We start from the raw sequence: 22,339 nt of genomic DNA, 5'->3' as shown, positions 1-22,339 counted from the left end.
CGCCGCGTTCAGACCGTGGACAGATCCCAGCGCGGACGCACGTCGAAGGCGTACTCCCGGCTCGCCTGCGCCCGGCCGCTCTGCAGCCGCATGGCACCGGCCAGCGCGATCATGGCGCCGTTGTCGGTGCACAGGTGCAGCTCCGGGTAGTGCACGCGCACCCCGCGGCGGCGGCACTGCGCGTCAAGCTGCGCCCGCAGCCGCCGATTCGCCCCCACCCCGCCCGCGACCACCATCCGCTTCAGCCCGGTCTGCTTCAGCGCCAGCAGCGACTTGGCCACCAGCACATCGACGATCGCCGCCTGCGTCGAGGCGGCCAGATCGGCACGGGCCTGCGCGGCATCCTCCGCAGCGGGATCGAGCTTGTTCAGCTGCGTCCAGACGGCGGTCTTCAGGCCCGCGAACGAGAAGTCCAGCAGGTCACCGCGCATCAGCGGCCGCGGCAGCTTGAACGCGGCGTCATCGCCCTGCTCGGCCAGCTTCGCCAGCGCCGGCCCACCCGGATAGCCGAGCCCGAGCATCTTGGCCGTCTTGTCGAAGGCCTCGCCGGCCGCGTCATCGATGGTCTCGCCGAGCATCGTGTAGTGCCCGACCCCGTCGACCCGCATGAGCTGCGTGTGGCCACCCGACACCAGCAGCGCCACGAACGGGAACTGCGGCGGATCCACCGAGAGGAAGGGCGACAGCAGATGCCCTTCCAGGTGGTGCACGCCCAGCACCGGCCGGTCCAGCGCCATGCCCAGCGCACAGGCCATGCCGGTGCCCACCAGCAGCGCGCCGGCCAGCCCTGGCCCCTGCGTGTAGGCGACGACATCCACGGCGTCCAGACCGAGTCCGGCGCCGCTCAGCGTCTCGCGCAGCAGCGGCACGACGCGGCGGATGTGGTCGCGCGAGGCCAGCTCCGGCACCACGCCGCCATAGGCCTGGTGCATGTCGATCTGGCTGTGCAGCGCCTGGGCCAGCAGCCGCGGCGGCGCCGCTCCGCCCACCCCCTCGGGCAATTCGACCAGCGCGATGCCGGTCTCGTCGCACGAGGATTCGATGCCCAGCACCCTCAGCGGCCCGCTCACGCGCGTCTCCCCGCCCAGACCCAGATGCCCATGCCCGCGACCACCATCGGCACGCACAGCCACTGGCCCATGCTCAGGTTCAGCGCCAGCAGCCCGAGGAAGCTGTCTGGTTCGCGGAAGTATTCGGCGATGAAACGGAATGCGCCATACCCGATCAGGAACAGCCCCGACACCCGGCCCCAGACCACCGAGCCATCCGGCCGAGAATGTGCAGAGCGGGTGCGCCCGTAAAACCACAGGATCACGAACAGCAGCAACCCTTCGAGCAGGAACTGGTAGACCTGGGACGGATGGCGCGCGATCTCGCTGCCCGACTGCGGGAACACCATGGCCCACGGCACGCTGGCATCCGCAGCGCGGCCCCAGAGTTCGCCGTTGATGAAATTGCCGACACGCCCGCAGGCGAGCCCGGTCGGCACGCACGGCGCCACCAGATCCGTGACCTCGAAGAAACGCTTCTTGCGCACCCACGCGAACACGGCCATCGCTGCGATCACGCCCAGCAGCCCCCCGTGGAAGGCCATGCCCCCCTTCCAGACCGCGAAGATCTCGCCCGGGTTGGCCAGGTAGTACGCGGGCTTGTAGAACAGCACGTAGCCGAGACGCCCGCCCAGGATCACGCCCATGACACCGTAGAAGAGCAGATCTTCGACCTCGCGTGGCGTCCATCCGCCCGCGGCGTACGGTGGCTGGCGGATGCGGCGGGTGGCCAGCCAGTAGAACAGGCCGAAGGCGGCCAGATAGGTCAGGCCATACCAGTGGATCTGGAGGAAGCCCAGGTTCAGAGCGACTGGGTCGAATTGGGGATGCACCAGCATCGGCGGCACTCCATGAGTGGGAAACAGGTGCGGATTGTCGCTGCTGCGCCAGCCCGGCGCGGCAAGGGTGCGGGATCGGGGCCGACTTCAGCGGCGGCGCGGCAACGGCGTCTTGCGACCCAGCGCGTCGATGGTGTTGCGCCGGCGCTGGTCGCGGTGCGCATCCTCGCGCTTCTGGCGGGCGCGGGCCGTGAACCCGAGGGCATCGGACACCGACCACCAGACGATCGCCATCCCGAACGGCGCCAGCACCGTCCACCACGACCACTGGGCCACCGGACCGATCTCCAGCCACTTCAGCAGCAGCCCCACCACACCCAACCACACCAGCGCCATTCGACTACCCCTCGGCATCCGTCCATCACGAAATGCATGCCCGCCGAGGATACCCCGACGGCCTCTGCCTGGCGTTGCAGGCGGATCGACAAGGTCAACGCAGGCGCCTCTAGAATCGTTCTCCAGTGGGCATTCACACCACCACTTTCAACAGAAACGGAACCTTTCCACCATGAAGCCGCTGCTTGCACTCGCCGCCCTGGCCATCGCCACCTTGTCCGGCCCGGTCTTCGCCAACGCCGAACTGGCACAGAAGAAAAACTGCATGGCCTGCCACGCCATCGACAAGAAGGTCGTCGGTCCGGGCTACAAGGACATCGCGGCAAAGTATGCGGGCCAGAAGGACGCCGTCGCCAGGCTGGCCGAGAAGGTCATCAAGGGGGGATCGGGCGCCTGGGGGCAGATCCCGATGCCGGCAAATGCCGTGACGCCAGACGAGGCCAAGACGCTGGTGACCTGGGTACTGAGCCAGAAGTAAGTTCAGCGCAATCAGTCAGCGCAAAACAAAAAGCCCCGACGGATCGGGGCTTTTTTCATGGCCCGAAGGCCAGCATGGTCCGGTCAGGCCGGATCAGTACGCCTGGCCGAGCTGGCTCAGGATGGTCGGGTTTTCCAGCGTGCTGGTGTCCTGGGTGATCTCTTCGCCCTTGGCCAGCGAGCGCAGCAGGCGGCGCATGATCTTGCCCGAGCGGGTCTTGGGCAGGTTCTCGCCGAAGCGGATGTCCTTCGGCTTGGCGATCGGACCGATCTCCTTGCCGACGTGGTCACGCAGCTGCTTGGCGATGGCCTTGGCCTCGTCACCGACCGGCAGCGGACGCTTCAGCACGACGAACGCGCACACGGCCTCGCCGGTCGTGTCGTCCGGACGGCCGACCACGGCGGCTTCGGCCACCAGTTCGGTGCAACTCACCAGCGCGGACTCGATTTCCATCGTGCCCATGCGGTGGCCCGAGACATTCAGCACGTCGTCGATGCGGCCAGTGATGGTGAAGTAGCCGGTCTTGGCGTCGCGGATCGCGCCGTCGCCTGCCAGGTAGTACTTGCCCTGGAAGTCGGCCGGGTAGTAGCTCTTCACGAAGCGCTCGCCGTCACCCCAGATGGTGCGGATCATCGACGGCCACGGCTTCTTGACGACGAGGATGCCGCCCTGCCCGTTCGGCACGTCCTTGCCGGTCTCGTCCACGATCGCGGCCTGGATGCCCGGGAACGGCAGCGTGCAGGAACCCGGCACCATCGGCGTGACGCCCGGCAGCGGGGTGATCATGTGGCCGCCGGTCTCGGTCTGCCAGAAGGTGTCGGCGATCGGGCAACGGCTGCCGCCGACGTGCTTGTAGTACCACTCCCAGGCGGCCGGGTTGATCGGCTCGCCCACCGAACCCAGCAGGCGCAGGCTCGTCAGGTCATAGCTCTTCGGATGCACGGCGTCGTTGGCTTCGGCGGCCTTGATCAGCGAGCGGATCGCGGTCGGCGCGGTGTAGAAGATCGAGACCTTGTGGTCCTGGATCATCTTCCAGAAGCGGCCGGCGTCCGGGTAGGTCGGCACGCCTTCGAACACGATCTCGGTACCGCCGAGGGCGAGCGGGCCGTAGGTGATGTAGGTGTGGCCCGTGACCCAGCCGATGTCGGCCGTGCACCAGAACACGTCATCGGCCTTCAGGTCGAAGGTCCACTTGGTGGTCAGCGCAGCGTGCAGCAGATAGCCGCCGGTGGAGTGCTGGACACCCTTGGGCTTGCCGGTCGAGCCGGAGGTGTAGAGCAGGAACAGCGGGTGCTCGGCGCTGACCCATTCCGGCTCGCAGGTGGTGGCCTGACCGGCAGTGAGGTCGTTCATCCACACGTCGCGGCCTTCGACCATCGTGACCGGCGCATCGGCGCGGTTGACGACCAGCACCTTCTCGATCTTCTCGCAGCCGGGCATGGCCAGCGCTTCGTCGACGATCGACTTCAGCGCCAGCTTCTTGCCGCCGCGGACCTGGCAGTCGGCGGTGATGACGGCCTTGGCGCCGGTGTCCTCGATGCGATCGCGCAAGGACTGCGCCGAGAAGCCGCCGAACACCACCGAGTGCGTCGCACCGATGCGGGCGCAGGCCTGCATGGCAGCCACGCCTTCGATGGACATGGAGATGTAGATGACGACGCGGTCACCCTTGCCGATGCCGATCGAGCGCAGGCCGTTGGCGATCTGGCAGGTCTTGGCCAGCAGTTCGCTGTAGGTGATCTTGGTGACTTCGCCGCCGTCGGCTTCGAAGATGATCGCGGTCTTGTCGCCCAGGCCGCGCTCGACGTTGCGATCGAGGCAGTTGTAGGAGGCGTTCAGCGTGCCGTCGGCGAACCACTTGAAGAACGGGGCATTCGACTCGTCCAGCGCCGTGGTGAACGGGGTTTTCCAGCTGATCAGTTCGCGGGCGAGGTCGGCCCAGTAACCTTCGTAGTCGGCTTCGGCCTTGGCGCACAGGGCCTCGTAGGCGGCCATGCCGGAGACGGCGGCATTCGCGACGAAGGCGTCGGAAGGCAGATAGATCTTGGTTTCTGAGGTGGTTTCGGCTTGGGTCACGCTTGTCTCCTGCGGTGGAAAAGTGCTGTCCCCCACATTAGGGAGGGGCTCTTACGAACCCCTTACTTCGCAATTTTCATTCCTGTGGGAACCTGGTCGAGATCAGGAAATCGCGCGCCATCCTGACACGATCGGCCCACTAGAATCCTCTGGTTTTCCCGTGCTTTTTCCCACAGTTGTTCCGTTTCGAATCCGATCGCTGACACGCCCATGGCCCACACACCACTTGCACCCTCCTCGACCCTTTCGCCGCTGTCGAAACTCATCTTCGCCAGCCGCTGGCTGCAGTTGCCGCTGTACCTGGGGTTGATCCTGGCGCAGGGGGTCTATGTGCTGCAGTTCTGGAAGGAGCTGGTCCACCTGATCGAGGCCGCGCTGGGCAACCAGCATGCGCTGCAGATCCTCGTGTCCAGCATCGGCTACAAGAGCAACACGCCGATCGAAGCCCTCAACGAGACCGTGATCATGCTGGTGGTGCTCGGGCTGATCGACGTGGTGATGATCTCGAACCTGCTGATCATGGTGATCGTGGGCGGCTACGAGACCTTCGTGTCGCGGCTGAATCTGGACGGGCACCCGGACCAGCCGGAGTGGCTGAGCCATGTCAACGCGTCGGTGCTGAAGGTCAAGCTGGGCACGGCCATCATCGGCATCAGCTCGATCCACCTGCTCAAGACCTTCATCAACGCCGAAAACTACAGCGACAAGACGCTGATGTGGCAAACCATCATCCACGTGGCGTTCCTGGCCTCGGCCATCGCCATCGCGATGGCCGACCGCATCATGCATCCGCCGTCGGCAGGTGGCGCCGGAGAGCACTGACCCCGGGGATCAGGACGCCGGACACGCTGCGGCAGCAACGCCGGAGAGCACCGGCTTGAGCAGCGGCGCCATGTTCTTCAGGATCTGGGTCGGCAGGGCACTGGTGAACTTGTAGCCGCCGGCCTCCGGGCCGAGCACGAAGGCGGTGAGCGTGCCGAAGTGGCGCGGCCCCAGGTAGAACACGAAGGTCGCGGTCCGGCTGGTGACCTTGGACGCCAGCAGCCCGCCTCCACGGGTATAGGTGTTGAGCCGGTTGTCGCCGGTGCCGGTCTTGCCGCCGATGACCATGGGCGGCTGGCCAGGCTCGTCCAGCGTGCCCTTGATGCGCCGGGCGGTTCCATCGCTCACCACGAGCGCCAGCGCCTTGCGCGCCGTGGCCGCGACTTCCGGCCGCAGCACCTGCTCGCCCTCGACCGGCTTTTTCTTCAGCGTCACCTCGTAAGGCGATCCGGCGGCGAAATGCAGCGTGTCGAGCATCGCGGCAGGCAGGCGCCGGCCGTCGTTGACCAGGATGCCCATCAACTCGGCCAAGGCGGCAGGCCGGTCGCCAGAGCTGCCGATGGCCGTGGCATACGACGGCACGAGCGTCTCGAACGGAAACCCCACCTGCTTCCACTGGGCGTGGATCCTGGCGAAAGCCTCGATCTCCAGCAGCTGCAGGATGCGGCTGTTCTGTCCGCGCCGCGCCTTGTTGCGCAGCAGCCAGTTGTAGGACTCCTCGCGCTCGACCGCCCCGGCGTCGAGCACCTGCTCCAGCGTCGCGGCGGGGTTCTGGCGCAGGTAGTTGGCCACCCACAGCTCCAGCGGGTGCAGCCGCGCCAGATAGCCTCGGTCGGCCAGCGAGTAATTGCCGGGGGCATGCCGGTCGTAGAGCTTGCGCAGGTAGTCCGGCGGCAGCGGTGCGCCGGGCAGCTGGCGCACGATGTAGGCGCTGAAGTCCTCGAAGCTGCCGTCCGGATGGACCGAGCGGTAGATCACGGCCAGCCGCGGCGCCGTCTTGCTGACGCTGGCCGCCATGCGCTCCAGCATCCCCTCGACCGGCTTGTCGTGGTGGCGCTGGTAGAACTTGCGCATGAACTGGCGCCCCTCCTTGTTGATGAAGAGCTTGAGCAGTTCCATCCGGCGCGGATGGTCCTCGTCTTCGAGGATGTCGGCAGCAGGGTTCGCGGCGTTGTAGAGGTGGTGGTAGACGATGTCGCGCATTAGCCGGATGAAGGGCAGGTTGAGCGAGTCGCGCAGCGATTCGTAGAGCGTGGCCATGCGGCCGTTGTCGGAGGCGTTGAAGTTGGCGAACACGTGCGCGCCGCCCCCGGTGAAGAAGCTCTCGCCGGGGCTGGCCGAATACTTGCGCAGCATGGCCGCTTCGAGCATGGCCGACAGCGAGCGGTCCTTGGCCGTCACCAGCCAGTCGATGGCCCAGCGCGTCAGGCGGTCCTTGGGGCCGACCTCGACCGCGGCAAGCGCCTTCGGGTCCATCGCCGCATGCGCCTGGTGGAGCTTGGCGATGATCTCCAGATACGTCACCAGCGTGCGCAGCTTGGCGGTGGAGCCGAGTTCGAGCTTGGCGCTGCCGTTGATGTCGAAGGGCTGGTCGAGGTTGTCGGTCTGCACCCGCACACGGTTGACACCCTCGCCGCGTTCGTAGAGGGTGAAGCTGTAGAGCAGCTTCGAGGGATCGCCCTTCTCCAGCAGCTGGAAGCCGAGCAGGCCGGCCTCCTTGGCCACCTGCGGATCGCGCAGGCGGTTGAGCAGATTCGTGATCTCGCGCTGCAGGCGGCCGTCGAGGTGGCTGGTGGCACCCAGGTCGTAGCGGTCCAGCTCGTACAGCCGCGGCGTGTTGAGCATCGATGACAGCTGCACCCGCAGCAGCGTCGAGGCGTTGCGTTCGCCGAACTCGATGCCCGCGGCCGGGCCGGTATAGGCGCCGCGCACGTCCAGCGGCGCGGCCAGGGCGGCGTCTCGCAGCGCCGGACCGATGATGCCCTCCTGGGCCAGCAGCCGGATGTAGCTGGCGGTCATGTTCAGCAGCTGCGCATGGCCAGGGCCGAAATAGTGGGCCGGACGGCGCTGGGCGATCATCAGGCTGAGCACCTGCCGGAACGCCAGGCCACGCGCCTGCAAGCCGGACTCCTGCTCGCCCGGTTCGCGCAGGCGCCGGTTGGCCGCCTCGACATCGACTCCGTACCAGGCGGCCAGTCCGTCATTGACGCCATGCACTTCGCCCCAGCCTTTCTGGGCACCCAGCGGCAGGCTGTTGAGGTAGTCCTGGAGGATGCGGCGGCGTGCGGCCACGGTATTGTCGCCGTCACGGTAGGCGCGCACGGAGGCCGACACCATCTGGAGGTACTTGTCGCGGACCGAGGAGGTCCGGCCGTCGGGGGAATGGCGGAACTTTTCCGTCTGGGTGGCCAGCGTGCTGCCGCCAGCGGCGGCGTGGTCCTCGTGGGCGACGGCGACGGCCTGGTCCAGCACGGCCTTGCCGAGCCGGGTCCACTCGATGGCCGGGTTGTGCCGCGGCTCGCTGGTGTCGAGGACCTCGCGGTTCTCGATGAACCCGAGTGTCTGCGCCACCAGCGCCGGCATGTCCTGCTCGTGCTCGTAGGTGTGGAGCGGAAACCGCGAACGGAACAGCGGCTCGCCGCGGCAGTCCGTCAGCGTCAGCCCGGTCTGCACCTTTTCAGGATACGGCGGGAAGAAGCCCCGGGCCATGAAGTCCTGCAGGGCGGCAGACTGCCGGGCCTGCGACACGATCTGGTAGCTGCGGCCGGTCAGGCTCGCGAGAAAGTCCGGCAGACGCGTGTAGCCCATGCGCTCGTCGCTCGGGCCGGCCTGGGGATAGCGGCTGCCAGTGGCAGGCTGCGGCTGCAGTTCGTATCCGAGCCTGGCCGCCCAGTCGGAGAAGAAGCGGGATTGCAGCGTCGACGACTGCATCTCGACATGGACCAGAGACGACACCCCGGCAACCACTGCCAGACCGGTGGACCACTTGGCCAGCGTGACCGGCCAGCGGCGGGGTGACGACGGGGCTGCCACGGGAGGCGTCGCCGTCGGCGGCGGGGTGTCCGGCACCTCGGTGCCGGCAGTGGAAGTGGAGGCCGCGTCGGGGGCGCTTGCAGCCGACGGCTGGTTCCCGGTGTCGCCTGGAGTCATGGGCAGCACGTACCTGAATATTCTTGTGGGTCTCCCGGGGCAAGCACCCGGACTGCAAGGTTCCGCCGCATCGCCGGACCTCCTGGAAGCTTATCGTATCGACACCCCCCGGCTGAAACTGAAAAGCTGGTGAATGCGGCCTCTTGAAACGATTGACGCGCACCTGTTGCCACTGCCCTGCACCTGTGGCAAGACGGGACACCCGCTTGAGTAAACTCGCAGCAAGTCGAGGGGCGCAGCATCGCGGATCCGCTTCCGCCTGGGCCTGTCGCCTCCGCATTCACGTTCCATCCGCCCGCCGGGCGATCCGTCGAAAGTCCCGTCATGACCACCATCCGCCAAGCCGATCTGGTTGAAAGCGTCGCCGCCGCGCTGCAATACATCAGCTACTACCACCCGGCCGACTACATCGCCCACCTCGCCCGCGCCTACGAGCGCGAGGAATCACCCGCCGCCAAGGACGCGATCGCCCAGATCCTGACCAACAGCCGCATGTGCGCCGAAGGCCGCCGCCCGATCTGCCAGGACACCGGCATCGTCAACGTGTTCCTGAAGATCGGGATGGACGTGAAGTGGGAGGGCTTCACCGGCTCGATCGCCGACGCCGTGAACCAAGGCGTGCGCCAGGGCTACCTGAACCCGGACAACGTGCTGCGCGCCTCGGTGCTGGACGATCCGATCTTCGCCCGCAAGAACACCAAGGACAACACGCCGGCCGTCATCCACATGGAAGTGGTGCCCGGTGACAAGGTGGACGTCATCGTCGCGGCCAAGGGCGGCGGCAGCGAGAACAAGTCCAAGATGTACATGCTCAACCCGGGCGACAACATCGTCGACTGGGTGCTGAAGACCGTGCCGACGATGGGCGCGGGCTGGTGCCCGCCGGGCATGCTGGGCATCGGCGTCGGCGGTACCGCCGAGAAGGCCGTGATGATGGCCAAGGAAGCGCTGATGGAGGACATCGACATGTATGAACTCCTGGAGCGCGGCCCGCAGAACAAGCTCGAAGAGATGCGCATCGAGCTGTACGAGAAGGTCAACGCGCTGGGCATCGGCGCGCAGGGCCTGGGCGGGCTGACCACCGTGCTGGACGTGAAGATCAAGACCTTCCCCACGCACGCCGCCTCCAAGCCGATCGCGATGATCCCGAACTGCGCCGCGACGCGCCACGGCCACTTCGTGCTGGACGGCTCGGGCCCGTCCTACATGACCCCGCCGAGCCTCGACCTGTGGCCGGACGTCCACTGGGCACCCGACTACAACAAGAGCAAGCGCGTCGACCTGAACACGCTGACCAAGGCCGAAGTGGCGAGCTGGAAGCCGGGCGACACGTTGCTGCTGAACGGCAAGATGCTCACCGGCCGCGACGCCGCCCACAAGCGCATCGCCGACATGCTGGCCAAGGGCGAGACGCTGCCCGTAGACTTCACCAACCGTGTCATCTATTACGTCGGCCCGGTCGATCCGGTGCGTGACGAGGTGGTCGGCCCGGCTGGTCCGACGACGGCGACCCGCATGGACGGCTTCACCCGCATGATGCTGGAGAAGACCGGCCTGATCTCGATGGTGGGCAAGGCCGAGCGCGGCCCGGTCGCGATCCAGGCGATCAAGGACAACCAGTCGGCCTACCTGATGGCGGTCGGCGGCTCGGCCTACCTCGTCTCCAAGGCGATCAAGGCGGCCAAGGTCGTCGGCTTCGCCGATCTGGGCATGGAAGCGATCTACGAGTTCGACGTGGTCGACATGCCCGTGACGGTGGCGGTGGACGCAGGAGGCACCAGCGCCCACATCACCGGCCCGAAGATCTGGCAGGCCAAGATCGGCAAGATCCCGGTCGTCGAGGCCTGAGCCGCATGACTGATCCCGTGCGCGAACGGCTGCTCACCCCGCTGCCCGCCACGGGCTGCCCGCTGTGCGGCGGGCCGAACGGCTGCGCGCCAGCGGTGTCCGGCTCCTTCGACAGCCCCTGCTGGTGCACCACGGTGCAGATCCCGGCCGAGGTGCTGGCGCGGGTGCCCGCAGCGCAGCGCGGGCAGGCCTGCATCTGCCGCGCCTGCGCCGAAGCGGGTGCCCGCCAGGCTCAGGCGGACGCCGACAGCGGCTGCTGAGCCGAGAAGCGGCACAGCGCCGCGAACTCGGCCGCGGGCACCGCCTGGCTGAACAGGAAACCCTGGAACTCGTCGCAGCCGAGCTGGCGCAGGGTGTCCGCCTGGGCCTGGGTCTCGATGCCCTCGGCCACCGTGTGCTTGCCCAGCGCCTGGGCCAGCGTCAGGATGGCGCGGGTCACGGCCAGCGCGGACGGGTCCTCGCTCAGGTCCTGCACGAAGGCGCGGTCCACCTTCATCACGTCGATCGGCAGCGTGCGCAGCGTGGCCATCGACGAGTAGCCGGTGCCGAAATCGTCCAGTGCGATCAGCACGCCCCGCTCGCGCAGTCGCCCGAGCTGCTCGCTGGCAGAGCGCGCATCGCCGACCAGCAGGCTTTCGGTCACCTCCAGCTCCAGCATGTTCCACGGCACGCCGTGCCGCACCAGCGCCTCTTCGACATCGTCCATCAGCCGGCCGGACTGCAGCTGGCGCGGCGAGACGTTGACGGACAGGCGCTTCAGCGGCACGGCCTCGCGCCGCCAGCGGGCCAGCTGGGCGCAGGCGGCCTGGATCACCCACTGGCCGATCACCTCGATCAGCTCGGACTCCTCGGCCAGCGGGATGAACACCGACGGCCCCAGCAGCCCGCGGGTCGGGTGTCGCCAGCGGATCAGCGCCTCGGCGGACACGATGCTGCCATCGGCCACACAGATCCGGGGCTGGTAGAACAGCACCAGCTCCTTGCGCGCCACCGCCTGGCGCAGGTCCGCCAGCAGGGAGCTGCGCTCCAGCAGCCGGGCATCCAGCGGCTCCTCGAACATGGCGTGGCGCCCGCGCCCGGCGTCCTTGGCCGTGTACATCGCCATGTCGGCATGGCGCAGCAGGTCGATGCGCGTGTCGCCATGCACCGGCGCCAGCGCGATGCCGATGCTGGCGCCGAGGAAATGCTCCTTGCCACTCAACGTGAACGGCACCGCCATGCGCCGGCAGACCGCCGAGGCCACGGCGGTCGCGGCCTCGGCCCCGGCCCCCGGCAGCAGCAGGACGAACTCGTCCCCGCCCGGCCGCGCCACCACGGCGCGGGTCGGGGCACTCGCCTCCAGCCGCTCGGCGGCCTGGCGCAGCAGTTCATCCCCCAGCCCGTGGCCCAGGTTGTCGTTGACCGTCTTGAAATGGTCCAGGTCGATGAACAGCACTGCCAGCGCAGCGGCGCCTGGCTCGGACCCCTCGGCCCCCTCGGGCGTCACGAGCAGCGCATCCAGTTCCTGGTGCAGGCCATTGCGGTTGAGCAGGCCGGTCAGGTCGTCGTGCCGCGCCTGCCACGTCAGTTCGCGCTCGCGCTGGTGCGCCGCCAGTGCCACCGACAGCCGGTCACGCAGCTCACCCGCCTCGCGCACGCGCTGCGGTGACGAGGCGGCCGACCAGCCCAGCAGCAGCAGCCCGTGGGTGCGGCCCTGCCAGCGCAGCGGCAGGGCCTGCAGCGCCAGATCCTTGTCCTGACGCATCGGCGCGCACCACGACGACGCCGACGCCAGATCGCCGGGCGGCCACGCCATGTCGGTGATCACGGCGTCCAGCGCCTGCACCTCCGCCGGCACCAGTGCCCGCACGCTGCGCCGCACCTTGCGCGGAAAGGCCTCGTCGTTCCATTGCAGATGCAGGCGCGGCACCCGCTCGGACTCGACCCGCGCCAGCCCCATCACCGCCGCACCCAGCCCCGGCAGCGCCTGCACCAGCACGCGCCGGAACACCTCGTCGACATCGCGGTGGCCCACGATGTCCCGGTCGATCGAGGCCAGCAGCTCCAGCGAGCGGAACTGGCCGTCGATGGCCGCGGCCATCTGGTTGAAGTCCTGGGCCAGATCGCCGAATTCGTCGCCCCTGGCCACGTCCACCCGCACACCCGGCGCACGCTGCTCGATCCGGCGGGCACCCTCGCGCAGGCGCCGCAGCGGATCCAGCGTGCGCGTGATCAGCAGGCCGCTGACCAGCACCACCCCGAACAGCGCACAAAGTGCACCGCCCACCAGGGGTCCGGTCAGCGACAGGGTCGAAGCCGCTGCAGCCGTGCGCACCTGGACCATGTCGAACTGCCAGTGGCCTGCGCCGAAATCGGCATCGAGCGGCAAGGTCCAGCCGGTGTGGACCCGGTCGGCAATCGACGCATCGACGAGTGCCGGCGGATCGCTGCCCACGGCCTTGCGCGGCGTCGGGCAGTGCAGGCGCAGTCCTTGCGCGTTCTGCACGCACCAGTAGATCGATGCATCCGCTGCCGCCAGCGGCTGCCACAGCGCGTCGGGCGCGAGTTCGGCCAGCCAGCGGCTGCCATCGGACCGGGGCGCCTGGGCGAGCAGGAGCTGGAGCTGGCCGTTGCGCTCCTGCGCGAGCAGCTGGCTGCGGGTCGCCGGCGGCGGCAGCGCCATGGCGGCATCGGCGAGCGGGCCGGGCCAGCCGCCAGAGGACCAGCGCAGCTGCCCGCGGGCATCGACCAGTGCCGCCTGGCGAAAGCGCAGCCCCAGCCCGGGCAGCCGGGCGCGCAGGCTGGCGTCGGCCGGATCGACGCCGGGCTCCCCGGAGGGCGCAGCACCCGGCCAGGTCGCCATGAGGACGGCGGCATCTCCGAGATGGGCGCCCACCTGCCAGGCCACCCCGCGCACGAGCAGCATCCGTTCGCGCGCTTCATGGCGCTGCGCCAGCGATTCCAGCACCTGCCCGCCCAGCAGCGCCAGCACCACCAGCGGCAGCATCACGGCCAGCAGCACGGACACGCCGATGCGCCAGGCCAGCGGGCTGCGCAGCCACCGACGGGCCTTCGGAGCAGGCATGGGAGGCGAATCCACGGGGTGGGCAGACACTAGGAGGCGGCGCATTGGAACCAGTTGTTTTCAAATATCGGCGGCCGGACATCAGCCTTGAGTAATTGCCAAGTCACGGAGCCTGAGACAGACTGCAGCCGGGGGGCATGCGGCCCTGCCCGCCAGCGTTGCATGAGGCATTGCCCGGAGTCGTACTTGACCTTGACGTTTCCCGCTTCCCCTGCCGAGTCGACACCGGCACGGCCACACCACCCGGCCGACCCCTCCGAGCTGAAGGTTCTGACTGTCGATGACGACCCGGTCTTCCGCCGGTCGATGGCCTTCGCGCTGGAAGGCTACCGCTTCCAGGACCGCGACATCACCCTGCTCCAGGCTGGTAGCGCCGCCCAGGCCCGGGCGCTGCTGGTCGCCCACCCCGACATCGCCCTGCTGCTGCTCGACGTGGTGATGGAGGACAACGACGACGGCCTCCTGCTGGTGCGCCACGTGCGCGAGGTCATGGGCCGGCGCGACATCCGCATCGTGCTGCTGACCGGCCAGCCCGGCATGGCCCCGATGCGCGACGTGATGCGCAACCTCGACGTCAACGAGTACTGGCACAAGACCGAGCTGGGCAGCGACCGGCTGGAGGCCATCCTCAACGCCAACCTGCGCAGCCACCAGTTCATCCGCGAGGCCCTGCACACCCGGCGCCAGCTAGAACAGCTGCTGGCCGCGGTCGACGGTGCCAGCCACGTGCCCGACCTGACGAGCCTGAGCCAGCGGCTGCTGGTGGACGTGGCCCGGCTGCTGGGCATGCCCAGCGAGGGTCTGGTGGTGATGTGGCCCGCCCACACCACTGCAGCGCTGGTCATCGGCGCGACCGGCCGGTTCGCGGAACTGCAGGGCCGGCCGCTCGACGAACTGAACGACCCGGCCCAGGTCCTGCGCATCGAGCAGACCCTCACCAGCCACACCGAACCGGCGGCCGATCCCGAGGACGCCGCGGCCCATGCGCTGGACCTGCTGATCCCGCTGCACCCGTCATCGGCGCTGTCCACCGGCGCCGGCCGGCAGATCGATCTGGCCACGCTGTTCGCGCTGTGGATGCCACGCCAGCAGCCGCCCGGCACCAACGAGACCGAGATGGTGCAGCTGCTGGTGGCCAATGTCGGCGCCCAGATGCACCGGCTGGAGCTGATCGCCAAGCTCGACCGGCTGGCCTACCACGACCCGCTGACCGAACTGCCCAACCGCAACGGCCTGCTGCGCAGGATGCATGCGGCGGGCGAGCGCCTGTCGACCATGGTGCTGCAGTTCGAGGACGTGGACCAGTTCTCCGACCTGAACCTGATGCTCGGTTTCGAGACCACCAACCGGCTGCTGCAGGCGCTCGCCCAGCGGCTGCGCGACGAGGCTGGCCCGGAAGTGCTGGTCGCACGGGTGGACAACGACACCTTCGCCCTGCTCGGCCCGCGCGACCGGCTCGACACGCCGCTGCACCGCCACCGCAGCGAGGGCATCACGGTGAGCGACGGTCACTTCTCGGCCGTGCTGCACCTGACCGGCGCGCGGGTCGATCTGGCGCTGTTCAACGGCCCGCCCGAGGAGACCCTGTCCACCGCCCGCTACCTGCTCAACGACGCCAAGCGGCGCGGCTCCGGCCAGGAAGTGGCCTACCGCCCCGGCATGGAAGCCGCCGCGCGCGACAACTACCGGCTGGGACAGGCCCTGCACGAGGCCCTGCGTGCGGGCGAGATCCACATCGCGCTGCAGCCGCAGGTCTGGCTGAACGACGGCACCCTGAAGGGGTTCGAAGCCCTCGCACGCTGGACCGACCGGCGCGGACAGGAGGTGTCCCCGGTCACCTTCATCGCCCTGGCCGAGGCCTCCGGCCACATCACCGCCCTGTTCACGCAGGTGCTGCAGCAGTCCTGCCACGCCTGGCGGGTGCTGGAGGCGCTGGGGCTGGGCCACCTGCGCATCGCGGTCAACCTCTCGGCGCTGCAGCTCTCCGCGCCCACGCTGGCGCAGGACATCGCCAAACAGTGTGCCGATGCGGGCGTGCCGCCCGACGCGATCGAGCTGGAGGTGACGGAAAGCGCCGTGATGCTCGACCCGGACGGTGCCACGCTGCAGCTCACCCGCCTGCGCCAGATCGGCTTCGAGGTGGCGCTGGACGACTTCGGCACCGGGTTCTCGTCGCTGGCCCGCCTGCGCAGCTTCGATCTGGACTGGATCAAGATCGACCGGGCCTTCCTCGGCGAGATCGGCCAGCGGCCCGACCACGAAACCCTGCCGGGCATGATCGTCACGCTGTCGCGCCAGCTCGGCCTGAAGTCGCTGGCCGAAGGCGTCGAGACCGAAGCCCAGCGCCTGTGGTTGATGCGCAGCGGCTGTCTGGCCGCGCAGGGCCTGCTGATCGGCGCACCGATGCCGGTCTCGGCCCTGCCCGCCTGGCTGCACGCGCACGGCCACCTTCCGGTCCAGCCAGCCACGGCCGATTGAAACCCGACACGCCGCCCCCACCGCCCCGGGCCGCATGGAAACGCGAGTTCAGGGTGCTCGTCCTGCGGTTGCTGCCCTGGGTGGTGGTCGTGTGCGTGGCCGGGGCGCTGAGCTATCTGCGCCTGCTGGACCTGCGGCTGACCCCCTTGCGCAACGGCGCACGCCTGCTGATCGAGCAGAGCGTGGCACTCACCACCAGCGAGCTGTCCAACCTGTCCCGGGATGCGCTGGTGCTCGGCCAGAATCCGGCACTGACCACCGCCGTCAGCACCGACAACCTGCCCGCCACCGGCACGGCGCTGCTGACGTTCGCCCGCGCCTCTCGCCCGTATGCCCGCATCGCCTGGATCGACGAGACCGGCCGTGAACGCAGCCGCATCGACAACAGCGACGGCATGGCCACCCTGGTCGACCCCGCCCGGCTGCGGCGCATGGCACCAGGCCCCTGGCTCCAGTCGCTCTCCGACCTGCTGCCCACCGAGGCCCGCTTCACGCCGCTCGACGACCGTGACGGCGGGATCCGGTTGCATGCGGCCTCGCCGGTCTACGACGGGCGCGGCCGGCAGCGCGGCATGGTGGTGCTGACGCTGGATCTGCGCCGCCTGCTGACCCAGTTGCAGGCGCTCGACAGCGCAGGGGTCCAGCCCATCCAGCTCATCGGCCCCGATGGCCGCCTGGTCGCGGCGGGGACCCCCACCCCCGGGCTGCCGTTCACCGACCCCGGGCTGTGGCAGCTGATGCAGGAACAGGGACGCGGGCGCCGCGAAGGCGCCGAGGGCATGTGGCACTTCCAGGACTTCCTGCCCACCGAGCCCGGGCCGGGCCGGCTGGCATCGACGCCCTGGCATTTCATCGCCCACGTGCCGGCCGAGACGGTCGGACAGTTGCGCAGCACGAGCGCCTGGCAGAGCGGTGGCGCCAGTGCGGTGGTGCTGGTGCTGGCGGTCTGGGCCATTGGCCGGCGGCGCCAGATCGAGCGCGAACGCGAACGGCTGCTGGCCGACCTGCAGAGCAACCACCGCGCACTGGCGGCCGCCAAGGCCGAGGCCGAGGCCTCGCTGCAGCGGCTCCAGCAGTTGCAGACCGAGCTGGTGCAGGCCGAGAAGCTGGCCTCGCTGGGCCTGCTGGTGGCCGGCGTCGCCCACGAACTGAACACGCCGCTGGGCAGCGCCAAGGTCACTGCATCCACCATGTCGCGCCGGCTGGATGACGCCCTGCGCAGCGCAGCGACCGACACGCTGACACCGCAGCAGATGCGCACCGTGCTGAACAACCAGCGCGCCGGGCTCGACATCGTCGACCACAGCCTGGGCCGCGCCGGCCAGGTCATCCGCCTGTTCAAGCAGCTGGCGGTGGACCGGGGCGCCGTCGAGCGCCGGGTGTTCGCGCTCGACGACCTGCTGAGCGACGTGCAGCGGCTGCTCGCCGCGCGCCAGATGGCACCAGACGTCGCGCTGCACATCGAACCCGCCCCCGGTCTCGTGCTCGACAGCTATCCCGGCCCGCTCGGACAGGTGGTCGAGAACCTGGTCGGCAACGCCCAGCTGCACGCCTTCGAATCGGATCTCGGTTCGCCACCACCGCGCGCCTGTCCTGCGGAAATCCGCGTGCGCAGCCAGATCGATCCACACAGCGGTTGCCTGGAGATCGCGGTGATCGACAACGGGCGCGGCATCGACGCCAACGTGCTGCCACGCATCTTCGACCCGTTTTTCACCACCCGGCGCGGCCGCGGCGGCACCGGCATCGGCCTGCACCTGTGCCACCACTTCTGCACCCAGGTGCTGGGCGGACGGGTGACGGTGACCACCAGCCCGGGTCAGGGCAGCCGGTTCACGGTGCAGATTCCGCTGAAGGCGCCTTGAACGCGTTCACCGGGGGCTGGGCCGGCAGGTGCACGACCCGCTGCGGATACGGGATGCCGATCCCCTCGCGCCGCAGCAGGTCGAGGATGGCCAGATTGACTTCGGAGCGCACATTGCCCTGGCCGTTCTCGGGATCCGAGATCCAGAAATACAGTGACAACTCCAGCGCATCGGCGCCGAAACCCGTCAGCTGCGCCGCCGGACCGGGCTCCTGCAGAACACGTGGCACGGCGGCAATCGCCTCGATCAGCCGCTGCCGCAGCGCCGCGACATCGGTCGCATAGTCCACCCCGACCACCGTGCTGAGGAGCACGTTCCGATCGGCCAGCGACATCGTCTGCACGGCCGTGGTGACGAGGATCTCGTTGGGCACGATGGCCTCGCGCCCGGACGGGGCGCGGATCACCGTGTAGCGCGTGGTGATGTCGGTGATCACGCCCTCGAAATCGGCGACCTTCACCATGTCGCCGATGCGCAGCGCCCGCTCGGCCAGGATCACGAAGCCGCTGACGTAGTTGGCCGCGAGCTTCTGCAGGCCCAGGCCGATGCCCACGCCGAGCGCACCGCCCAGCACCGAGAGCGCCGTCAGATCGATGCCCACGCCCGACAGCGCCATCAGCAGCCCGATGGACAACAGCGCGGCGCGCAGCACATTGGCCGCCACCTTGCGCAGCGACAGCTGGGCCCCGACCGCCCCCGCCAGCAGCCGCGCCTCCAGCGCCGCCGAGATCCACAGCGCCACCACCAGCACGAAGCCCGCCGACAGCGTGCCCTCGATCACGTTGCGCAAGGTGATCGGGTGTGCACCGATCTTCCACTGGATGTCATCCATCTCGTCGAGCACGGCAGGCAGCAGCCCGGTCACCCAGAGCACCATGCCCAGCCAGGCGAACCACGAGATCGTGCGCTCCACCGCGCGCACCAGCGCCGACGCCGGGAACGCCAGCCGCAGCACCCGCACGCTCAGCCGGATCGCCACCAGCGACAGCAGCACCGGAATGGCGAGCCGGAACACGGCCAGCGGCTGCCCGAGATCCAGCAGCACACGGCGCGCCACATACGCCAGCGCCAGCGCCAGCACTGGAAACAGCACTCCATCGACCAGATGGGCACCGAACCAGATCGAGCGGTGGTCCGGCGGATCCTGCAGGCTGCGGCGCAGTCCCCACACCAGCAGCCAGCTCGCCAGCAGCACGCCCGCCAGGACGGCCAGCTCGATCAGTGACGAAGGCCGCGCCAGGGACGCCAGCAAGGTGGACAGATCGACAGCGGGAGGAATCGTCATGGCAGAGGCGAGGTCGGCAGTTCAGAGGGGCCTGATTCTGCCGGCCGGCCGGGTCTGCCCGGGTTTCGGGGTGTATGTGCAGGAACACGGGCACACAAGCCGCGACAATCCGGCCATGACCACGCCTGTCCGCGCCGACCCCTCCGACATCGACCTCCTTCACCTTGACGACGGCCTGGTGGTCGTGCGCAAGCCGGCCGGCCTGCTGTCCGTGCCCGGTCGGGGACCGGAGCGCGCCGATTGCGTGGCGGCACGCGTGCAACGGCGCGTGCCGGACGCGCTGGTCGTGCACCGGCTCGACATGGCCACGTCCGGACTGCTGCTGATGGCCCGCGGTCCGCAGGCACAGCGACTCCTGAGCGTGGCATTCGCCGAGCGGCGTGTGGCCAAGCGCTATGTCGCGGTCGTCGCCGGCATGCCGGACGGCGACTGCGGCGAGATCTCGCTGCCGCTGCGCTGCGACTGGCCGAACCGACCCCGCCAGATGGTCGACCACGCGCTCGGCAAGCCTGCGCTCACCCGCTGGCGGGTCCTGTCACGCCAGCCATCGGACGGCACGGCGCGGCTCGAACTCGAACCCGTCACCGGACGCTCGCACCAGCTGCGGGTCCACCTGCAGTCGATCGGGCATCCGATCGTCGGCGATGAACTGTACGCACCGGCCCACTGGCAACGCGCATCCCCACGGCTGCTGCTGCATGCCTGCCACCTTGCGTTCGTGCACCCTCTCGACGGATCCGCACTGGCCTTCAGCGACCCGGCCGACTTCTGATGCACAAGCGCATGCGTTCAGGCTGCACGGCCCTGGTGTGCCGCACGCTCGGCGGCCTCGCTGTCCTCGCGGATGTGCCGCAGGAAGTAACGCAGGAAAAATACGCCCATGCCAAGCATGAAGGCCAGACCCGCCGCACTCATCAGCCCGTAGTCGGTCGACAGGAAATCTTGTAAGGCGTGCATGGAAGGCTCCTTGTTGAATCAGGCCTCCATCACACTCCCGACCGGGACAGCACCGATTGCGGTGCATCAACCCCCACCCCTTCACCTTCTGGGCCAGATCAAACCGGACAAAAAAATGCCCCCAGGTTGCGGTAACCGGGGGGCAAATGCTCTGATGCGCCGACCACGAAGGCCGTGAAACCATCGATCGACAGGTCCTAGACTACCGCGACACCAGCGGCGGCGCACTAGGGAATGCGTTGATGCAGCCCGGGGAACTCTGGTCCGGGCGTGCAGCCTGAACGGTTTCAGCCATTCGAGGACACCGGGGACGGCGGGCGGTTGCGGGCCGGGATGCCCAGCGCGGTGTGGCCAGGCGGCACATCGTGCAGGACCACGGCATTGGCCCCGACCCGCGCCCCGTCGCCCACCTGCACGCCACCGATGATCTTCGCGCCCGAGCCGACGAAGATGTCGTCGCCCAGCCGGGGAAAGGCACCGCGGTTCTCGCCGATGACGACCCCGCTCTCCAGCCACACGTTGCGCCCGCCGCGCACGCTGGAGTTGATCACCACGCCCACCGGATGGATCAGCACGAACCCGGGCCCGAACTGCGCCTTCACCCCGATCACGCAGCCGTTGAGCCACTTGTTCAGGATGTGCGGCAGCAGCGCCAGCGGTGCCAGCCCGCAGCGGGCCAGCCAGGCCTGCAGCCGGTAGAGCGCATTGGCCAGCGTGCCGTCAGCCAGCAGGACCTTGAGCAGCGAGACGGGCGGGCCGCCATCGCCATAGAGCACCTGCTTGGCACGCAGGTCGGACAGCAGCAGTTTCATCGCCGGTGCGCCTCAGTTGTCCTTGACCTGGGTGCGGAAGTCGACCAGCGCCAGGATGTTGTTGCGCCACTGGCGCTCGCGGGCGATGTAGGCGCGCGCGGCCTGGCCGATCTTCTGCAGCGCGGGCAGGTCACGGCTGCGCTGCAGGACCATGCCGACCGCGCTCTCCAGGTCACCGGCCTTGAACAGCCAGCCCGTCTCGTTTTCCTTGACCACTTCCTTGATCGGGATGAAGTCCGGCGCGATCGGCGCGATGCCGCAGGCCATGAACTCGAACAGCTTGACCGGCGAGGTGTAGTCACCCGCACTCGGCAGCACCGCCATGTCCATCGCCGCCAGCAGGCCCGGCACCTCGTCGTGCGAGACGCGGCCGGTCAGGATCACCTGCTGCTCCAGGCCGTTCTTCGTCACGAACTCCTGCACGGTCGGGAAGGTCGCGCCGTCCCCGACCAGCAACAGCTTCAGGTGCGGGTTGGCCTTCAGGCGGTCGGCGATCTTGTAGACGAACTGGTCGATCGCGTGCCACGGCACGAAGGCGCCCAGGTAGCCGCACACCACTTCGCCGTCCTTCAGCCCCCACTTGACGCGGGTCTGGGCGCGCTGCTCGGGCGTGAAGCTGAACTTGTCGATGTTGGCCGCGTTGTGCGAGACCAGCGACGGCGCGATGTGGCCGTGCGCCTTGGTCACGCGGTCCCGGAAGGCTCCGGAGACGAACACCAGTCCGTTGGCACGCCGGAACACCCAGCGCTCGATCATCGTCGCCAGCTTCAGGAAGAACAGCGGGCGCACGCGGTAGACAGTGGCCGAGTCGTTGACCTCCAGGATCACCGGGATCTTGCGCGCCCGGCCGATCACCACGGCAACGAACATGTACAGGGAGTAGCGCTCGTAGATCAGGTCCACGTCCTTGTGGGCGCTCAGGTACTCGCGGATGCGCCAGCCGGACACCGCGTTGTAGGCCAGCTCGACCAGCTCGAACAGCGGCTCCGGCAGGCTGGTGACCCATTTCATCCACGGACGCGCCTGCTTGGTCGGGCTCAGCGCCTTGGGGCTCGCATACGGGTCGGCACCCGGCAGCGAGATGATGTCGACCGTCACCCCTTCGGCGCGCAACGCGTCGGTGATGCCGCGGATGTGGACGCCTTCGACGGCCTTGCCCTGGGTACGGTGGTGGTACAGCACACGGCGCAAGGGAGGGAGGACAGCAGGCTTGTTCATGGAGGGGGGTTGGTTTTCCGTATTCACGCGGCCGTGATGGTACGCGGGCCACACCCCGGCAC

Annotated in this window: 17 protein-coding genes; 7 read left to right on the top strand and 10 right to left on the bottom strand. The window is 68.7% G+C overall.

Annotation, left to right across the window (positions count from 1 at the left end; all coding sequences use genetic code 11):
* Nucleotides 1-8 precede the first annotated feature (8 nt).
* The 3 genes from tsaD to BDD16_RS15930 form a co-directional block, all read right to left on the bottom strand.
* A complete protein-coding gene (tsaD, locus tag BDD16_RS15940) occupies nt 9-1,070 on the bottom strand; it encodes a tRNA (adenosine(37)-N6)-threonylcarbamoyltransferase complex transferase subunit TsaD (protein WP_179634855.1) in 1,062 nt (353 codons plus the stop codon).
* Entirely contained in the window at nt 1,067-1,888 is an 822-nt protein-coding gene (gene lgt / locus BDD16_RS15935; protein ID WP_179634854.1) for a prolipoprotein diacylglyceryl transferase, read from the bottom strand. Before lgt ends, tsaD begins: the two co-directional genes overlap by 4 nt.
* Before the next feature lie 87 nt (nt 1,889-1,975).
* Nucleotides 1,976-2,224: a TIGR04438 family Trp-rich protein gene (locus BDD16_RS15930; RefSeq protein WP_179634853.1), complete on the bottom strand. Its 249-nt coding sequence runs from the start codon at nt 2,222-2,224 to the stop codon at nt 1,976-1,978.
* Between the two features lie 172 nt (nt 2,225-2,396).
* Between BDD16_RS15930 and BDD16_RS15925 the strand changes: the two genes are divergently transcribed.
* Complete coding sequence (locus BDD16_RS15925) at nt 2,397-2,702, top strand: c-type cytochrome (protein ID WP_179634852.1); 306 nt, start codon at nt 2,397-2,399, stop codon at nt 2,700-2,702.
* 93 nt (nt 2,703-2,795) lie between these two features.
* Here the strand turns inward: BDD16_RS15925 and acs are convergent, their stop codons facing one another.
* Nucleotides 2,796-4,778, bottom strand: a complete 1,983-nt coding sequence (gene acs / locus BDD16_RS15920; RefSeq protein ID WP_179634851.1) for an acetate--CoA ligase — start codon at nt 4,776-4,778, stop codon at nt 2,796-2,798.
* Between the two features lie 210 nt (nt 4,779-4,988).
* On the opposite strand from acs, the gene BDD16_RS15915 reads away from it, so the two are divergent.
* Nucleotides 4,989-5,600 (top strand): TIGR00645 family protein, encoded by a 612-nt coding sequence (locus BDD16_RS15915; RefSeq protein ID WP_179634850.1) that lies wholly within the window; start codon nt 4,989-4,991, stop codon nt 5,598-5,600.
* A 9-nt stretch (nt 5,601-5,609) separates the two neighbouring features.
* On the opposite strand, the gene BDD16_RS15910 is transcribed toward BDD16_RS15915, so the two are convergent.
* On the bottom strand, nt 5,610-8,750 hold the full coding sequence (locus BDD16_RS15910; RefSeq protein WP_179634849.1) for a transglycosylase domain-containing protein: 3,141 nt from the start codon (nt 8,748-8,750) through the stop codon (nt 5,610-5,612).
* 324 nt (nt 8,751-9,074) lie between these two features.
* Between BDD16_RS15910 and BDD16_RS15905 the strand changes: the two genes are divergently transcribed.
* Together BDD16_RS15905 and BDD16_RS15900 are read left to right on the top strand one after the other, a co-directional pair.
* The gene (locus BDD16_RS15905; protein ID WP_179634848.1) at nt 9,075-10,598 is read left to right on the top strand and encodes a fumarate hydratase; all 1,524 of its coding nucleotides are present in this window, start codon (nt 9,075-9,077) and stop codon (nt 10,596-10,598) included.
* Nucleotides 10,599-10,603: 5 nt separating this feature from the next.
* A complete protein-coding gene (locus BDD16_RS15900) occupies nt 10,604-10,858 on the top strand; it encodes a cysteine-rich CWC family protein (protein WP_179634847.1) in 255 nt (84 codons plus the stop codon).
* Here BDD16_RS15900 and BDD16_RS15895 read toward each other — a convergent pair.
* Entirely contained in the window at nt 10,831-13,662 is a 2,832-nt protein-coding gene (locus BDD16_RS15895) for a putative bifunctional diguanylate cyclase/phosphodiesterase (RefSeq protein ID WP_179634846.1), read from the bottom strand. The two genes, BDD16_RS15900 and BDD16_RS15895, sit on opposite strands and share 28 nt — an antisense overlap.
* A 186-nt stretch (nt 13,663-13,848) precedes the next feature.
* Between BDD16_RS15895 and BDD16_RS15890 the strand changes: the two genes are divergently transcribed.
* The gene (locus BDD16_RS15890; protein ID WP_179634845.1) at nt 13,849-16,140 is read left to right on the top strand and encodes a two-component system response regulator; all 2,292 of its coding nucleotides are present in this window, start codon (nt 13,849-13,851) and stop codon (nt 16,138-16,140) included.
* 53 nt (nt 16,141-16,193) lie between these two features.
* The gene (locus BDD16_RS15885) at nt 16,194-18,005 is read left to right on the top strand and encodes a sensor histidine kinase (protein WP_179634844.1); all 1,812 of its coding nucleotides are present in this window, start codon (nt 16,194-16,196) and stop codon (nt 18,003-18,005) included.
* Here the strand turns inward: BDD16_RS15885 and BDD16_RS15880 are convergent.
* Nucleotides 17,974-19,290, bottom strand: coding sequence for a mechanosensitive ion channel family protein (locus BDD16_RS15880; RefSeq protein WP_179634843.1), 1,317 nt, complete (start codon nt 19,288-19,290; stop codon nt 17,974-17,976). The genes BDD16_RS15885 and BDD16_RS15880 overlap by 32 nt on opposite strands.
* Before the next feature lie 115 nt (nt 19,291-19,405).
* On the opposite strand from BDD16_RS15880, the gene BDD16_RS15875 reads away from it, so the two are divergent.
* On the top strand, nt 19,406-20,062 hold the full coding sequence (locus tag BDD16_RS15875) for an RluA family pseudouridine synthase (RefSeq protein WP_179634842.1): 657 nt from the start codon (nt 19,406-19,408) through the stop codon (nt 20,060-20,062).
* Nucleotides 20,063-20,079: 17 nt separating this feature from the next.
* On the opposite strand, the gene BDD16_RS15870 is transcribed toward BDD16_RS15875, so the two are convergent.
* From BDD16_RS15870 to BDD16_RS15860, 3 genes are all read right to left on the bottom strand, one after another.
* A complete protein-coding gene (locus tag BDD16_RS15870; RefSeq protein WP_179634841.1) occupies nt 20,080-20,247 on the bottom strand; it encodes a DUF3149 domain-containing protein in 168 nt (55 codons plus the stop codon).
* 287 nt (nt 20,248-20,534) lie between these two features.
* Entirely contained in the window at nt 20,535-21,059 is a 525-nt protein-coding gene (locus BDD16_RS15865; protein WP_179634840.1) for a serine O-acetyltransferase, read from the bottom strand.
* A 12-nt stretch (nt 21,060-21,071) separates the two neighbouring features.
* Nucleotides 21,072-22,277 carry a glycosyltransferase gene (locus BDD16_RS15860; RefSeq protein ID WP_179634839.1) on the bottom strand — a complete coding sequence of 402 codons (1,206 nt, stop codon included), beginning with the start codon at nt 22,275-22,277 and terminating at the stop codon, nt 21,072-21,074.
* Nucleotides 22,278-22,339: the final 62 nt, after the last annotated feature.

It is taken from the genome of Sphaerotilus montanus, assembly GCF_013410775.1.
GTDB classification, from domain to species: domain Bacteria; phylum Pseudomonadota; class Gammaproteobacteria; order Burkholderiales; family Burkholderiaceae_C; genus Sphaerotilus; species Sphaerotilus montanus.
The sequence above is the reverse complement of the archived record's forward strand: the minus strand, read 5'-3'. Positions and strand labels throughout refer to the sequence as shown.

What these genes read in the sequence shown, in the direction of transcription:
- BDD16_RS15860 (WP_179634839.1), bottom strand. Translation starts at nt 22,277, where the DNA reads ATGAACAAGCCTGCTGTCCTCCCTCCCTTGCGCCGTGTGCTGTACCAC.
- BDD16_RS15925 (WP_179634852.1), top strand. Translation starts at nt 2,397, where the DNA reads ATGAAGCCGCTGCTTGCACTCGCCGCCCTGGCCATCGCCACCTTGTCC.
- BDD16_RS15915 (WP_179634850.1), top strand. Translation starts at nt 4,989, where the DNA reads ATGGCCCACACACCACTTGCACCCTCCTCGACCCTTTCGCCGCTGTCG.
- BDD16_RS15910 (WP_179634849.1), bottom strand. Translation starts at nt 8,750, where the DNA reads ATGACTCCAGGCGACACCGGGAACCAGCCGTCGGCTGCAAGCGCCCCC.
- BDD16_RS15870 (WP_179634841.1), bottom strand. Translation starts at nt 20,247, where the DNA reads ATGCACGCCTTACAAGATTTCCTGTCGACCGACTACGGGCTGATGAGT.
- BDD16_RS15930 (WP_179634853.1), bottom strand. Translation starts at nt 2,224, where the DNA reads ATGGCGCTGGTGTGGTTGGGTGTGGTGGGGCTGCTGCTGAAGTGGCTG.
- BDD16_RS15900 (WP_179634847.1), top strand. Translation starts at nt 10,604, where the DNA reads ATGACTGATCCCGTGCGCGAACGGCTGCTCACCCCGCTGCCCGCCACG.
- BDD16_RS15905 (WP_179634848.1), top strand. Translation starts at nt 9,075, where the DNA reads ATGACCACCATCCGCCAAGCCGATCTGGTTGAAAGCGTCGCCGCCGCG.
- lgt (WP_179634854.1), bottom strand. Translation starts at nt 1,888, where the DNA reads ATGCTGGTGCATCCCCAATTCGACCCAGTCGCTCTGAACCTGGGCTTC.
- BDD16_RS15865 (WP_179634840.1), bottom strand. Translation starts at nt 21,059, where the DNA reads ATGAAACTGCTGCTGTCCGACCTGCGTGCCAAGCAGGTGCTCTATGGC.
- BDD16_RS15875 (WP_179634842.1), top strand. Translation starts at nt 19,406, where the DNA reads ATGACCACGCCTGTCCGCGCCGACCCCTCCGACATCGACCTCCTTCAC.
- BDD16_RS15895 (WP_179634846.1), bottom strand. Translation starts at nt 13,662, where the DNA reads ATGCCTGCTCCGAAGGCCCGTCGGTGGCTGCGCAGCCCGCTGGCCTGG.
- BDD16_RS15880 (WP_179634843.1), bottom strand. Translation starts at nt 19,290, where the DNA reads ATGACGATTCCTCCCGCTGTCGATCTGTCCACCTTGCTGGCGTCCCTG.